Genomic DNA, 14,916 nt, shown 5'->3' with positions numbered 1-14,916 from the left:
CTCTATTAGGCTCCGGCAGCAATCAGCAGCTGGGCAATTTCTTCAAATCCCTTCTCCCGCGCCAGCTCTAGTGGCGTTTTACCGTATTTATCGGTCATGTGTGGACTGGCACCGTGCTCCAACAGCAAAGCGACAATCGTCTGCTGGGTTTCACCGCCATCGTTCAACACAATCGCCTCCAGCAGCGGCGTCCAGCCAACGAAGTTAGTGTGATTGACGTTGATCTGGGTGCGAACTAATAGCTCTTTAACAATGTCGAGATGGCCTTTTTCACAGGCTGGGGTCAGGCCTACGCCACCAAATCGGGTTAAACAATTCAAATCCGGACGCGCCGGTAAAATTAACCGCAATAGCGTTAAATCATTATTCAGGCAACTAATTAAAAAAGGGTTTAAACAGGTTTGGTCTTGTTTATTAATATCCGCGTCAGCATCAATTAAGGCCGCAACACAATCATATTTTTTATTCAAGCTGGCCAGCGTAATCGCCGTTTGTCCCTGACGGTTACAGGCATTAATGTCCACGACCTGGCGCAGACACGATTTTAATTTCGTCAATTCGCCTTGTTGTGCAGCCAATAGGTAATCAGCAATCAGATTATTGTTAGTCATGTTAATTCCCCTGATTTTTGTGGCTGTTTTGATGAATTGAGAATAGCAACGAAAATTGGAGAAAAGAACCCGCTTAAATTTTATTCGCCATAACCCGGCTGATTATTGAAAAGTTTTTAACAATCAGCACAGACTGTGCGTTAGTGCACCCTTTATTTCTTTCCCGCTATGACCCTTAACTCAATCGGGTTTTCTTTCTATATAGTTTCTGCACGAAACCACTACACGAGAGGAAATCATCATGAACGGACTCACCGCAACGGGCATTACTGTCGGGATTTGTGCAGGTCTCTGGCAGATGGTGTCTTCGCAGGTTGGGCTAACAGCAGGCTGGGAATTACTCGGTACGATAGGCTTTGTCGCCTTCTGTAGTTTTTATGCGGCGGGCGGCGGCAACGCAGGTTTTGTAAAGAGCCTGGCCGTGAATTACTCCGGCGCAATTTGGGCATTTCTGGCCGCAGCGGCTTCCGGATGGCTGGCATCGGTTAGCGGGCTTTCCGCCTTTTGGGCCGGCGTGGTGATGACGGTTCCTTTCTCAGCGGTCATCGTGTGGCAAGGCCGTTTCTGGCTCACATCATTTATCCCCGGCGGCTTTCTCGGCATGACGCTATTTTTCGCCACCGGCCTGAACTGGTGGGTCACGCTGCTGGGTTTTCTTGCTGGAAACTGCGTGGGCTATATCTCGGAATACACCGGGCGAAAACTGAGTGAGGCCACCTCAAAAGAGGCCGCATGAGGCGGTTTTAAAAGTTATTCAAAAATCATTGCCCAATGATGCCTTCTCCCCCTACATTCATCTGTGGATCCACGCGGCAGGAGCAGGCGGATGAACTCAATTTTTACCGAAGAAAACCTGCTGGCGTTTACCACCGCCGCACGGTTTAGCAGTTTTAGCAAAGCGGCGGAGGAGCTGGGTTTGACCACCTCCGCCATCAGCTACACCATCAAACGCATGGAGACCGGGCTGGATGTGGTGCTGTTCACCCGCAACACCCGTAGCATTGAGCTGACGGAATCCGGCCGTTACTTTTTCCGTAAAGCCAGCGATTTGCTGAATGATTTCCACGCCATCAAGCGCAGTATCGATACCATCGCCCAGGGGATCGAAACCCGCGTGCGCATCTGCATCAACCAACTGCTGTATACGCCCAAGCATACCGCTCGACTGCTACAGGTATTGAAAAAACAGTTTCCAACCTGCCAGATAACGGTCACCACCGAGGTTTACAACGGCGTCTGGGATTCGATTATTAATAACCAGGTGAATATCGCTATTGGCGCACCGGATACGCTGCTCGACGGCGGCGGTATCGACTATACCGAAATTGGCGCCATCCGCTGGGCCTTCGCCATCGCGCCAACCCATCCGCTGGCGTTTATGCCGGAGCCGATTTCCGAAAGCCAACTGCGCCTGTATCCCAACATCATGGTTGAGGACACCGCGCACACCATCAACAAAAAGGTTGGCTGGCTGCTGCACGGGCAGGAGTCGATTTTGGTTCCCGATTTTAATACCAAGTGTGAGTGCCAAATTCTTGGCGAAGGGATCGGTTTTTTACCCGACTACATGGTACGCGACGCGATGGCCGATGCCCTGCTGGTCACCCGGCAGATCCATAACCCACGCCAGGATTCCCGCATGCTATTGGCCACCCAGCACTCCGCCACCGGACAGGTGACGCAGTGGATTAAGCGGGAATTTGGGCCGCAGGGCGTTTTAACCCGTATTTATCAGGATTTGCTGCACCGGGAATAGGCTGACTAGGTGCACATATAACGAAACGGCCCCGGCTGACATGGGCGCAACACCACATTGATCCGCGGCGTTTTAAAGGTGTACATCCCGCCAAAATAAGGGTCAACGATCAGCCAGCCCGGGATACCCAAAAGGGGAAGATTACCCAATGTGTACCAGTGACTAAGGCGATATTCGAGTGGCTTAATGGTGGAGTAATACCCTTCACGCGCAACCGTCAACGTATAGGTCTGCTGGCCAAAATAGCTGCCGTCCGCTTTCTTTAAAATAACCGACTGCGGCGTGCGCCCCTGTACCACGATGTTCCCCGCGCTGTCGGCAATCACAAAAGCGCTATTGGTCGGCGTACTATTAATATAAACCGCCTCTTCTTCACTTCCGGCAATAGCCGCACAGCCGGTCAGTAAAAAGGGCAGGAAAAAAAGAAAAACTAATCGTTTCATGCTAAACGCTCCATTTCGCTACCGGATAAAGGCGACCGAAATGGAGCGCGACTTAAACGACTCGTAGGCTCAGGAGTTTGATGACACGGCAGTAAATTTCGCCGTCAGCGGCAGAACAATTGCTTTACGCCCTTCGGAGAGCGTAGCAATCCGGGCGCCACCGTCGGCAAAGCTCACGCCCTGCTGTTCTAGTACCGCTATCACTTGCGTAAACTCGTCATCGGTTACCGGTCTCGGCTGCCAGAAGGTTTCCGGATTATTGGTGAAAATAGGTAACAACTGGAGCTGAGGTTGATCCCCGCCTATCACCAAACGCGTGATAAAGCCAAACGCCGGAACGCCGCGCTGACGATATTCGCCATTGCTGTTAAAGACGCCATTGCCGATGCTGTAAGCCACCCAACTGTCGCCAAGCTGTTCAAATTCACCCAGCATATGCGGGCCGCAGCCAACGATAAGATCGGCTCCCGCCTGGGTCAGCCGCTTCGCCAGCTGTTTTTGCTGTGGCAGCGTCCAGCGGTAATCCTGCCCCCAGTGGGCCATGACTATCGTGGTGACCGGTTCATCACCAGACTTATCCTGCGAAAGTTGTTCCAGAAGCCCGCCGCTCAGGCAAGCCGCTCCCGCTCGGCACGGCTGTGCGTAGAACGCGCAGTCTTGCTCCATGTAGCGGCGATACCAGTAAGCGCTATAGAATTTAAATGTTCTGCCACCCACCATCAGCGTCAGTGGCGCTTCCGCCTGATGAGCATTCAATCCGGCGCCAAAGCTGGCAATACCACCATCACGCAGCGTATCCAGCGTGCTTTGCAAACCGCTTATACCCGCATCCATTACGTGATTGTTGCCTAGTGCGACCGCATCGATACCGGCTTTTTTCAGCGCGGCAACCGAGCGCAGCGGATCGCCCGTCAGGCAGAAAGGCTTGCGCCCTTGCAAACCGTTTTCGTTGTCATAGGCCAGCGCGGCTTCAAAATTGGCGATAGTGTAGTCGCTGCCTTCAAGCAGTGGCGCAATCCCCTTGAACGAATGATCGTAGCCATAGCGCTGCAGTGCATCGTCCACGCCGCGCTTAGCGCGCTGAGCGCTATACCACTCGCCGAAATAGGTATCGCCGACCAGCGTGACCGTTGTCGTGGCCTTTCCCTCCGGCAGCGTGATGGCGTCAGGTGCAACCACATCCACTTCGGGTGCCAATAACCCATCGAGTAAGTAATCCAGGTGGAAAGTATCCTTTGCCCCCGCCGCGCAAGCCAGCCAAACATCGTTATCACGGCGATGGATGGCGAAACCCCAGCACGGCGAACCGCCGGAAGCGAAACTGTAGGAGGCGCGGCCATCAGCCTGAATATTGCTGACTTTTTTGCAGATAACGCCGCCGATTTCAGCCTCAAAATCAGCAAGCCAGTGGATAAACTGCGGATATGAGCGATAAAAATAGCTCACCAAAGCGGCCAGGTCATCCAGCGAGGTTCTCTGCCCCTGACTGGTCCGTCCCGCAACGTTATTGAGGCTGCTTTTTTGCATCCCCGCCCGCTCCATGAGCCCTGGTAGCGCCGCCAGATGATCGGCGGCAGTGCCAGAGAGATACTCGGCAAGGTTCACCGCAGCATCGCGAGCATTGGCGATAAGCATGCCTTGCAGCAGCGATTTAACGCTCATTTTCTGGCCGTTTTTAAGACCTAATGCAGGCCCTTGTTGGAGCACGCTATCGGCAATCGCCTTTGTCGAAACGGCATCGCTCAGGCGATGTTTTTTCGCCACCAGCCCTTCAGCCAGCGCGGTGGTAATCAATAAGTGGCTCAGATGACGCGGATTAAATGTCTTATAGCCGTTGTGGGCGCGCTGCACACTGCCCGTATTCAAATTAACCCGCAGCGTCGCAACATCACGCCCCAAGGGCACAACCGACGACTTCAGGCGCTCTTTCATTTTGCCGATAATCAAGTGGAAATCGGAGTCGCTGACGCTGCCTTTGACCAGCACCACATCACCATCCCGCAGCTCGCTAAGCACTTTATCCGCCATGCTATCGACGTCGGTAAAGTAACCCCCAATCATCTGCGCTGGAAGCTTCTCCTTCAGCGCCAGCATCTCTTTGCCGTGCATGTAAACTTTATCAAATCCGGCTTCGAGGATCGGCTCCGCCAGCGCTTCATGGCTCACCTGTGCCAGCTCGCCCAGTGTCGCCAGACGACCAAGAACGGCAATACGCCGCTGGTTCTCACCGCGCGGATAGAGCGCGGCAACCTCCAGGCCGTTTTTCATCGAGATCAGCGCCGCATTATAGTTATCGTCAATCAACGTCACCGCACCGCCTGTCGGCAAGCGCAGGGTTTCAGCCTGCAATTTTTTAGCAACGTTCCGGAACCAGGAAACTCTTTTTGCCGCCAACTGCACGTCAGCCCCCAACAAATGCAGCGTAGCTAAAGCCGCCGCCGAGTTGCCTGCCATACCGCGCCCTGGAACGTTGAGACGGTAGGAGATCGGCTGGTTGTTAATCATAAGCGTGATGTGGGAACCGCTGGTATCCGGCTGATAGCTGACAATTGGGATATCTGCCTGCGGATGGAAACCATATGTCACCACCTGGGCACCATATTCCGTTACCGTCTGGCGAACATAATCAAAGTCGTCCATATCCCGGTTTAGCACCGCATAGCCGCCCACCTTCATACCCTGGCACAAACGGGCCTTGTGCCGCGCGGTATCACGTACCCCCTTCACGTAGTGGCTCACCTGCGTCAGGCCAATTTCGGTGATAATAGCGACATCAGCTTGAATACGAGCACCTACGCCAAGAGACTCAATCCACAGTGCTGAAATCGCCACTTCCAGCGCCACAAAATCGGGGTCAGTGATACAGCGCGCAAGGCTTACTGCGGTACCGGTACGCGTGTTGTGATTACCGCGCGTCGAGAGGGTGGTTCCCTCTTCGCTCAGCAGAGAATTGAGTAAATCTTTCGTCGAGGACTTACCGACCGTTCCCGTTACAGCAACGACTTTACCGTGCATGCGTCGACGAGACTCATCGGCCATCATGTTCAATACGTTATAGGAGTTTTCGACAACCAACTGGGGAAAATCCGCCGGCAGTTCTGGAATAAAGCGTTGTACGATAGCGCCGCAGAACTTATCGTGGTGCCGCTTTAACATCTCATGCGTATCCTGCCAGCCCGCGTAGATCCCCATATTGCCCGAGCCTTTATGCCAGGTATCGGAATCAATAGCAACGAGCAGATAACGACGCCCCGGAAGCTTCAGATCGAAGGTTTTCAGCGCAATATCATCAGCAAACCAGTCATCAGACGGTGTTGTCGTCCAGCGCCCATTTAGCAGCTGAGCCAGTTCCTCAGCTTTCCATCCTTGTACTTTACTCTGTTGCATTTCAGCATCCTTGTTATTGCGATGACCAGCCGGGTATTGGCCAATCATAATCTACATTGCAGTAAATTCTTTAATAACGCATTTGATTTAAGGTTATGAAATTTCGGTGAAGCAGCTGGCCATTCTATTAATGACACCGTGTGTCCGTGGTTACGTAAAGCAGTGGCAAATTTAACCTGTAAATCAAAAGGCGTAACCCGGTCCTGCAAATTACCGATAACTAATATATGGCGTTTCGGGTCGGGGGGAATATTGGCAATATGGTCGAGAGGATCGTAAGGGTTTAGCCGCCCGGTAATATCTCTATTCGGTTGGCTACGTTCACCGCGCGCCACGCGTAATCGTTCGGCGCGTTCCAGCAGACCGTAGGCTCCGGATGTCAGAATGGCGCAACTCACGTCCTGGCGGCCAAGGGTCATGACCGCTGCTGCTGCCGTGGCGCCACCGCTTTGACCCGACAGAACAAATTTTTCAATATGATAGCGCTGACGCAGCTGCGTTAACGCCGCATCGATAGCCAGGAACTCAGCGCGTTGGCGGCGATTGGCGTGATCACCGCTGGATCCATAGGTCCCAGGCCGGGCGAGAATAATCACCGGTAGCTGGGCTTTTTCCGCCAGTTTCTGCGCCCGCAGATCCTGCGCTTCTCGCGTATTATTTGGAATAGCGACAGGGTCGTGGTGCATGAACGCATCCCGATCGCCCGGCAATACCACCAGGACGTTAGCTGCCGACTGTAAATTTCCGCCGGCAAAATAGCGAATACAGGCTTTCCCGCCATCGTAGTTAACCCATACGGCATCTTCATTGATGGGGCAATTATCCTGTTTTGCCGGTTGATTCCAGAGAAGCGGCGGCGATGCCCACGCAGATAAGGAGATACTTAGAAATAATACAATCCAGGCAATCCATCCGCGCACTTTTCTTCTCCGGTTAAATATCGGATAAACATTTTCGACAGAATACACAAATTGCCAAACATAATGTTATTCTGGCCCAAAGAATTATGTCCAGGGATTGACTCGCGCAACAAGGAGAATAAATGTCAGTTGACCATTTACTTGCGCATATCCGACCTCAGGTCGAAAAGCTTGATATCACAACACAGCCTTCCCCCTTTCCGGGCTATATCCTTTTTCTGAGCGCCAGTAATGCTCAGGATCGCGCCTACACGGCCTATGCCTGCGGTGACTCGCTGGATGAAGCATGGCAGCGCGCGCAGGATGATTTACAACGTTGGGCGAGCCAACAGAGCCGCCAGCCCGTCTGGCTGCGCGTCGATCTGGTTGATAAAATTCAGACCCTGCGCTGGGATGCTCTGCAAGAAAAGCTCGGCAAGACTAAGCGTAACTATTTCCGCTTTGGTCTGAGCTTTACGCCCGACTTCCGCCAGCCGATCCTTGAGCAGGAAATCAATGCTAACGCACTGATGTACCAAGGCGCGGAAGGTGTCGCGACGCCTAATGCCGCTAATCTGGCGCACTATGGCCGCTGGCGCTTTGGTCATGCATTACGCTGGCCGGATGAACCGCAGCAGCTTATCTGGCGCTTCAATACCCGCAGCGTTTTCAGCGACGGTAAACAGGTTTATCCCATTGAATCTCAAGGCCGTAATGCAGGCTATCGTCAGTTAACACACTGGCAGGAAGAGGCGCTTGACCCGATGATTTTCTCCGCCACCGACTATCTGGCACGGCAGGTGAAAAAATCGGGCCGCTATCACTACGGCTGGTTCCCCTGCTTTGACCGCCCGATTCCAACCTACAACGCTTTGCGTCACGCCAGCTCAACCTACGCGCTGCTGGAAGGCTGGGAAGTCACTCAGCAACCGACGCAGCTCGCCGCCATTGAACGCGCGTTACGCGATCTCTCCAGCGAGCTTATCGCCCCCCGGAAACTGCCGGACGGCAGCGAGGCCGATTTTCTCATCGACACCGGCGGCGAAATTAAGCTCGGCGGCAACGCAGTGTGTATTCTGGCGATGAGCAAATACACTGAGCTGACCGGCGATGAGCGCTATCTGCCGCAAATGCAGCGCCTCGCCAACGGCATTGGCTTTATGCAAAAGCCCGACACCGGCGGGTTTAACCACGTCCTGCACGCGGTCGATCTGTCGCTTAAAGCGGAACACCGCATTATTTATTACGACGGCGAAGCCGCCTTTGCACTGATGCGTCTATACGGCCTGACCAAAGATCCACGCTGGCTGGCAATCGTTGAACGCGCCATGGATCACTTTATTGCGCAGAAGCACTGGCAAGCTCACGACCACTGGCTAAGCTACTGTGTAAATGAGCTAACGCTGTACCGCCCGCTTGAACGCTACTACCAGTTCGGGCTGGACAACGTTCGCGATCACCTCGACTTTGTAACCCATAGGGTAACCACCTACCCTACGCTACTGGAGCTGATGATGGCGGCATCGCGTATGCTGGCTCGTCTGGCAGACTCCGAACACCGTCATCTGCTGGAAGGGTTCGATCTCGACAAATTCAACCAGGCGCTGGAAACACGAGCACGCTATCTCGCAAACGGCTTTTTCTGGCCGGAGTTGGCTATGTTCTTCAAAAACCCGCCGCGCATCGTTGGCAGCTTCTTTATCCGTCACCACAGCTTCCGGGTACGCATTGATGATGTTGAGCACTACCTCTCCGGCTATGTTGCTTACCGAAAACACTGGCGTCATCAGCATGGCTACACGGCATAACTCCTTAATGACGAGCGTGGCATAAATGAAGCGCCTGGCGGCTCTCGCGCGGGCCTTTCGCTGGAAACGATGGTTGCCATTGTTTCTGGCGCTGCTGCTTGTTCCACCGGACTTGGGCGCGGGCTGGGATTTTAATACCATCAATGCCCGCACTCAGCGCTTGTACGGCCCGGCTTCGCCAACCGCGCAGCGTAATATAGACGACTGGCAGTTATTGCTTAAAAAACCGCCAGAGGGCAATATTCAGGCCACCCTGAATCGCGTGAACCAGTTCTTCAATTCGCGCATCCGCTTTGTCGATGACATCACGGTATGGGGCCAGGAAGATTATTGGGCGACGCCGGTTGAAGCATTGCGAAAAGGCGCGGGGGATTGCGAAGATTACGCGCTGGCGAAATATTTCACCCTACGAGAATTAGGTGTTCCTGCCAGCCAGCTGCGGATTACCTACGTTAAAGCATTACAATTAAATCAGGCACATATGGTGGTCACTTGGTATTCAACCCCGGACGCGATTCCACTGGTTCTCGATAACCTGAAACCCGGCATATTACCCGCCACCGCCCGTAGCGACCTGCTTCCCGTTTATTCGTTTAACGGTGAAGGTTTGTGGATCCCACAAGCCAGCGGCAGCAAGCGCGTGGGTGACAGTAAAAGGCTCTCTCGTTGGCAGGATCTTCTCACCAGGATGCGTGCAGAAGGGTTTGTAATTAATGAATAGGAAGCGGTCATGTCCCTTTATAAACAGCTACTGATTGGCATCTGTCTGTTTACGCTGACGATCTTCTGCGGCAATTTTTTTGCGACGCTGGAAAGTTCCCGCGAGCAGTATCATAACCAACTGGGCGCACATGCTCAGGACGCCGCCACGGCGCTCGGTCTCTCGCTGACCGCGCACATCGACGACCCGGTGATGACGGAGCTGATGGTGAACTCCATTTTCGATAGCGGCTATTTCTATCGAATTCAGGTCGTGGATATCAAAACCGGCAAACCGATTATTGAACGGCAAAATATTCCACCGAGCGCCAACGTACCGAACTGGTTTGTGCGCATGGTGCACCTCAATCCTGGCCAGGGGGAAGCCGTGGTCATGCGAGGGTGGACCCAGGCAGCGCGCGTTGAAGTCATCAGCCACCCGATGTTCGCCCTGGCGCGCCTGTGGAGCAGCCTGGTTGCCAGCTTCCTCTGGCTCACCGGCTGTAGCGCGCTGTGTATTCTTGGCGCGATGGTTCTGCTGCGCCATCGTCTGCGCCCGCTAAATTACATTGTTGAGCAGGCGACGGCCATCAGCCGCCGCGAGTTCCTGAGCCTACCTGCTCTGCCGAAAACGCCGGAATTACGCCGGGTGGTTGAAGCGACCAACATGATGGTCACGCAGCTTAAAGCGCTGTTTAGCGAGCAGGCGCAGCGCACTGAAAGCCTTCGCCAGGAAGCTTACAACGACAGCCTGACCGGCCTGAATAACCGCCGGGCGTTCGATATTAAATTCCAGAACCGCCTGAGCGATGAAGACCACGCGGACGGCAACCTGATTTTGTTACGTGTACAGGATCTGATGGGCCTTAACCAGCGTCTTGGCGGCGCAAGCACGGATAAACTTTTAATCGCGGTTGCCGATATTCTCAACGATCTGCAGCAGCGCTTCTTCCCCGCCGAAGGCTTTGTCGCCCGCGTGCGCGGCGGTGAGTTCGCCATTATCACCTCTTCGGTGCTGCCTAAAGAGATGGAGAGCTTTGCCAGCTCCCTCAGCACCCAGTTGAAGGCGCTGAATGAAACGGGGCTGAGCGATGTTAACCCGGTCGCCCATTTTGCCGAGGTCGCCTTCCACTTCGGCGACACTCCGCAGAACCTGCTGCGTCAGGCGGATCAGATTCTGGTCGCGGCAGAAGCCGATATGCGCACCTTTGTCGATCCTGACGTGGTACAACAGCAGGTACCGGATGAAGACCACCACCAGTGGCACCAGCGGCTCACCGCTATTCTGGATAAAGAAGCCTTCGAGCTTTACTCGCAGCCGGTGTATGAGTGCAACAACAAGCATATTGTTTTGCATAGAAAAATACTGGCGCGTATTAAAACGGAAGAAGGTGAAATTATCCCAGCAGGCCGCTTTATTCCGTGGGTGCGTCGCCTGGCGCTTGGCCGCCGTATGGACGTGGTGATGCTCAAGCAGACGCTTCGCGCAATGGAAAGCACCACTCACGCCTTTGCCCTCAGCATCAGCGGTGAAAGCGTGGCTGATGATGAAAGCCTGAACGCTCTGCTTCAGCCGCTGAAAACTGCACGCCATCTCACCTCTCGATTAACGCTTGAGCTCGATGAGAATGAACTTCCCGAGCCAGAACGCGTCAGCGTGCTGGTGAAAAAATTGCAGGAACTGGGCTGCGGCCTTGGGATCCAACACTTCGGCGGTCGCTTCCATCTGATTGGCAACCTGCCGCAGTGGGGGCTTGCCTGGATTAAAGTTGACGGTGGCTACATTCACCACATCAACGAAGAAGAAGACAAAAAGCTCTTTATCGAAGCCATCTATTGGGCAACACGGCAGATCAATTTGCCACTCATTGCCGAGCGTGTGGAAACGGAAGGTGAGCTGGCCGTACTGGAGAAAATCGGCCTGCATGGCGCGATGGGGCGTTATTTCAGCGATGCCAGCACACTACAATAAATCTCAGGAGAGCAGCCATGCACTATATCGAACGTGATGCCGAAGGACGCATAGTCCGGATTGAAATCGTAGAATTCAACGGGATGACCGAACAGGCCGAAGAAGCCACTGCGGAAATCAATGAGTGGTTAAAAGTAAATAGTATTCGCACGGCGACAATTCAGCAATTGCAGCAAAGCGATCTCAATATGGTTCGTGTTCTGGAAGACCTTATTGAGGTATTAATGAGTAAAGGAATCATCAGTATTACCGATCTACCGCCCGCCGCGCAGAGCAAATTACTGAGTCGTGCTCAAGCCCGCCAGGCTTTAAGCGGGCTGGAAGGGCTCATCGGCGATGACGATGACAGACTGATTTAGCTTAATCTTAATATTAATATTTCAGGTACATGACTTTGTACCTGAGTATTATTAGCCATCTAATCGTTAATCATTATTTATTCCCACCTACTAACTTTTCACAAGACATCTCCATTAAAACAACATTAAAATCAAAGAATGATTTTTATATTTGCAATAGTCTTAGATAAAACTCAAAGATGTTGTCTTATTCCGAAGATTCTGGGAACGGAAATATAAGAAGTTTTAATCTATGTAATTGAATACGTAGAAAGACTTTGCACTAACCAGCACTTTAACAGTGCTCCAGCGGCAATGGACAAGCCCGTATAAAATGAAGGGGGATGATTCAGATGAACGGTGTAGCCGGCACAATTAAAGCGATCATCGGTCAGGTTTTCGCTATTTCACCAGATGGCAGCAGACGCTTATTGGTGGAAGGCGATAAAATCCTGGCCGGAGAGCAACTCGAAACTGGCGCAAACGGCGCCGTCACACTCACCCTTCCTGATGGGAAAACGCTGGATCTCGGTCGCGATAGCCACTGGGATGGCACCCACAGTATTGCCGCAACCCCAAATGTCACAGACCAAACGGACATTGCAGCGATACAGCAAGCCATTGCCGAAGGTCAGGATCCTACACAAATTCTTGAAGCCACTGCCGCAGGCCCGCAAACCCCAACTGGGAGCGGAGAGCCAGGCGCTGGCGGCGCACACACGCACGTTATTCTCGACCTGACCGGTGAAATCGTCGATCCCACCGCCGGTTATCCGACCGAAGGCCTCGATTTTCCCGACACGCCAATAGCAGAAGAACTCACCATCCTCGATCGCGCCGAAAGCGAGATCGCTGGAGATGACTCTGATTCTGATGCCGACGCAGACGCGGATGCAGATTCTGACGCAGACGCAGACGCCGACGCGGATGCAGATTCCGACGCCGATGCGGATGCCGATGCGGATGCCGATGCGGATGCCGACTCGGACGCGGACGCCGATGCTGACGCCGATGCGGATGCCGATGCAGACTCGGACGCCGATGCAGACGCGGATGCAGACGCCGATGCAGACGCCGATGCCGATGCGGACGCGGATGCAGACTCGGACGCAGATGCGGACGCCGACGCCGACGCGGATGCTGATGCCGACGCGGATGCCGATGCGGACGCGGACGCCGATGCGGATGCGGATGCAGATGCCGACGCGGACGCCGACGCTGATGCAGACGCCGATGCAGATGCAGATTCTGACGCAGATGCGGATGCCGACTCGGACGCCGACGCCGACGCGGATGCTGATGCTGATGCCGACGCAGATGCTGATGCAGATGCAGACGCCGATGCAGACGCCGACTCGGACTCGGACGCAGACGCGGACGCCGATGCAGACGCAGACGCCGATGCGGACGCCGATGCCGATGCGGACGCCGATGCAGACGCTGATGCCGATGCAGACGCGGATGCCGATTCTGATGCAGATTCTGACGCCGATGCCGACTCGGATGCCGATGCCGATGCCGATGCGGACGCCGATGCCGACGCCGACGCTGATGCCGACGCAGATGCTGATGCTGATGCTGATGCAGACGCCGATGCCGACGCGGACGCGGACGCGGATGCCGACGCCGATGCAGATTCCGACGCCGATGCGGATTCGGACGCAGATTCTGATGCGGATGCAGATGCCGATGCCGATTCTGACGCAGACGCAGATGCCGATGCAGATGCCGATGCAGACGCCGACGCAGACGCCGATGCAGACGCCGATTCGGACGCTGATGCCGATGCAGATTCTGACGCAGATGCGGATGCCGACTCGGACGCAGATGCCGACGCGGATGCGGACGCCGATGCGGATGCAGATGCAGATGCCGACGCGGATGCAGATTCTGACGCAGACGCCGACGCGGACGCCGATGCGGATGCAGATGCAGATGCAGATGCAGATTCTGACGCCGATGCGGACGCCGATGCGGATGCGGATGCAGATGCCGACGCAGACGCAGACGCTGATGCCGATGCGGACGCCGATGCCGATGCGGACGCCGATGCGGACGCTGATGCCGATGCCGACGCTGATGCCGATGCGGATGCGGATTCGGACGCAGATTCTGATGCGGATGCCGATGCAGATGCGGACGCCGACGCGGATGCTGATGCGGATGCCGACGCAGATGCCGATGCCGATGCAGATGCAGATGCAGATGCAGATGCGGATGCGGATGCAGATGCGGATGCGGATGCGGATGCGGATGCCGACTCGGACGCAGATGCCGATGCCGATGCAGATGCAGATTCCGATGCAGATTCTGACGCAGACGCCGATGCAGATGCAGATGCGGACGCCGACGCGGATGCTGATGCCGATGCGGATGCCGACGCAGATGCTGATGCAGATGCAGATGCGGATGCCGACGCAGATGCGGATTCTGATGCAGACGCCGACGCGGATGCAGACGCCGATGCGGATGCCGACTCGGACGCAGATGCGGACGCAGATGCGGACGCCGACGCGGATGCTGATGCGGATGCCGACGCAGACGCCGATGCGGACGCGGATGCTGATGCTGATGCGGATGCCGACGCAGACGCCGATGCGGACGCGGACGCGGATGCTGATGCAGATGCGGATGCGGATGCCGATGCCGACGCAGATGCGGATTCTGATGCAGACGCCGACGCGGATGCCGACGCAGATGCGGATTCTGATGCAGACGCCGACGCGGATGCAGATGCCGACTCGGACGCTGATGCCGACGCCGATGCGGATGCCGACTCGGACGCGGATGCGGATGCCGACTCGGACGCAGATGCCGATGCGGACGCCGATGCAGATGCCGATGCAGATTCTGACGCAGATGCGGATGCCGACTCGGACGCAGATGCGGACGCCGACGCGGATGCTGATGCGGATGCCGACGCTGATGCCGATGCTGACTCGGACGCCGACGCGGATGCGGATGCCGACGCGGATGCGGATGCGGATGCGGATGCGGATGCGG

Annotated in this window: 10 protein-coding genes and 1 pseudogene; 7 read left to right on the top strand and 4 right to left on the bottom strand. The window is 55.0% G+C overall.

Features of this window, described 5'->3' with window-relative positions:
- Nucleotides 1–5: 5 nt before the first annotated feature.
- Nucleotides 6–611 (bottom strand): ankyrin repeat domain-containing protein, encoded by a 606-nt coding sequence (locus tag KCR01S_RS21220; protein ID WP_061284960.1) that lies wholly within the window; start codon nt 609–611, stop codon nt 6–8.
- A 241-nt stretch (nt 612–852) separates the two neighbouring features.
- Between KCR01S_RS21220 and KCR01S_RS21215 the strand changes: the two genes are divergently transcribed.
- Together KCR01S_RS21215 and KCR01S_RS21210 are read left to right on the top strand one after the other, a co-directional pair.
- Nucleotides 853–1,347 (top strand): DUF1097 domain-containing protein, encoded by a 495-nt coding sequence (locus tag KCR01S_RS21215; RefSeq protein WP_061284959.1) that lies wholly within the window; start codon nt 853–855, stop codon nt 1,345–1,347.
- Between the two features lie 90 nt (nt 1,348–1,437).
- Nucleotides 1,438–2,367 (top strand): LysR substrate-binding domain-containing protein, encoded by a 930-nt coding sequence (locus KCR01S_RS21210; RefSeq protein WP_061284958.1) that lies wholly within the window; start codon nt 1,438–1,440, stop codon nt 2,365–2,367.
- Between the two features lie 5 nt (nt 2,368–2,372).
- On the opposite strand, the gene KCR01S_RS21205 is transcribed toward KCR01S_RS21210, so the two are convergent.
- From KCR01S_RS21205 to KCR01S_RS21195, 3 genes are all read right to left on the bottom strand, one after another.
- Complete coding sequence (locus KCR01S_RS21205) at nt 2,373–2,810, bottom strand: hypothetical protein (RefSeq protein WP_061284957.1); 438 nt, start codon at nt 2,808–2,810, stop codon at nt 2,373–2,375.
- Between the two features lie 69 nt (nt 2,811–2,879).
- Nucleotides 2,880–6,197: a CapA family protein gene (locus KCR01S_RS21200; RefSeq protein ID WP_167348846.1), complete on the bottom strand. Its 3,318-nt coding sequence runs from the start codon at nt 6,195–6,197 to the stop codon at nt 2,880–2,882.
- 44 nt (nt 6,198–6,241) lie between these two features.
- On the bottom strand, nt 6,242–7,117 hold the full coding sequence (locus tag KCR01S_RS21195) for an alpha/beta hydrolase family protein (RefSeq protein WP_244886221.1): 876 nt from the start codon (nt 7,115–7,117) through the stop codon (nt 6,242–6,244).
- A 122-nt stretch (nt 7,118–7,239) separates the two neighbouring features.
- Here KCR01S_RS21195 and KCR01S_RS21190 point away from each other — a divergent pair.
- The 5 genes and pseudogenes from KCR01S_RS21190 to KCR01S_RS25230 all read left to right on the top strand — a co-directional run.
- Nucleotides 7,240–8,874 (top strand): annotated as a pseudogene (locus KCR01S_RS21190) (Mur ligase); the annotation flags it as partial.
- Nucleotides 8,875–8,929: 55 nt separating this feature from the next.
- A complete protein-coding gene (gene lapG, locus KCR01S_RS21185; RefSeq protein WP_061284954.1) occupies nt 8,930–9,625 on the top strand; it encodes a cysteine protease LapG in 696 nt (231 codons plus the stop codon).
- Nucleotides 9,626–9,634: 9 nt separating this feature from the next.
- On the top strand, nt 9,635–11,575 hold the full coding sequence (gene lapD, locus KCR01S_RS21180) for a cyclic di-GMP receptor LapD (protein ID WP_061284953.1): 1,941 nt from the start codon (nt 9,635–9,637) through the stop codon (nt 11,573–11,575).
- A 17-nt stretch (nt 11,576–11,592) separates the two neighbouring features.
- Nucleotides 11,593–11,934: a hypothetical protein gene (locus KCR01S_RS21175; protein WP_061284952.1), complete on the top strand. Its 342-nt coding sequence runs from the start codon at nt 11,593–11,595 to the stop codon at nt 11,932–11,934.
- 332 nt (nt 11,935–12,266) lie between these two features.
- A partial coding sequence (locus KCR01S_RS25230; RefSeq protein WP_167348845.1) for a retention module-containing protein occupies nt 12,267–14,916 on the top strand: 2,650 nt, incomplete at its 3' end.

The organism is Kluyvera cryocrescens NBRC 102467, assembly GCF_001571285.1.
GTDB classification, from domain to species: Bacteria; Pseudomonadota; Gammaproteobacteria; order Enterobacterales; family Enterobacteriaceae; genus Kluyvera; species Kluyvera cryocrescens.
This window is presented reverse-complemented; position numbering and strand designations above follow the sequence as displayed.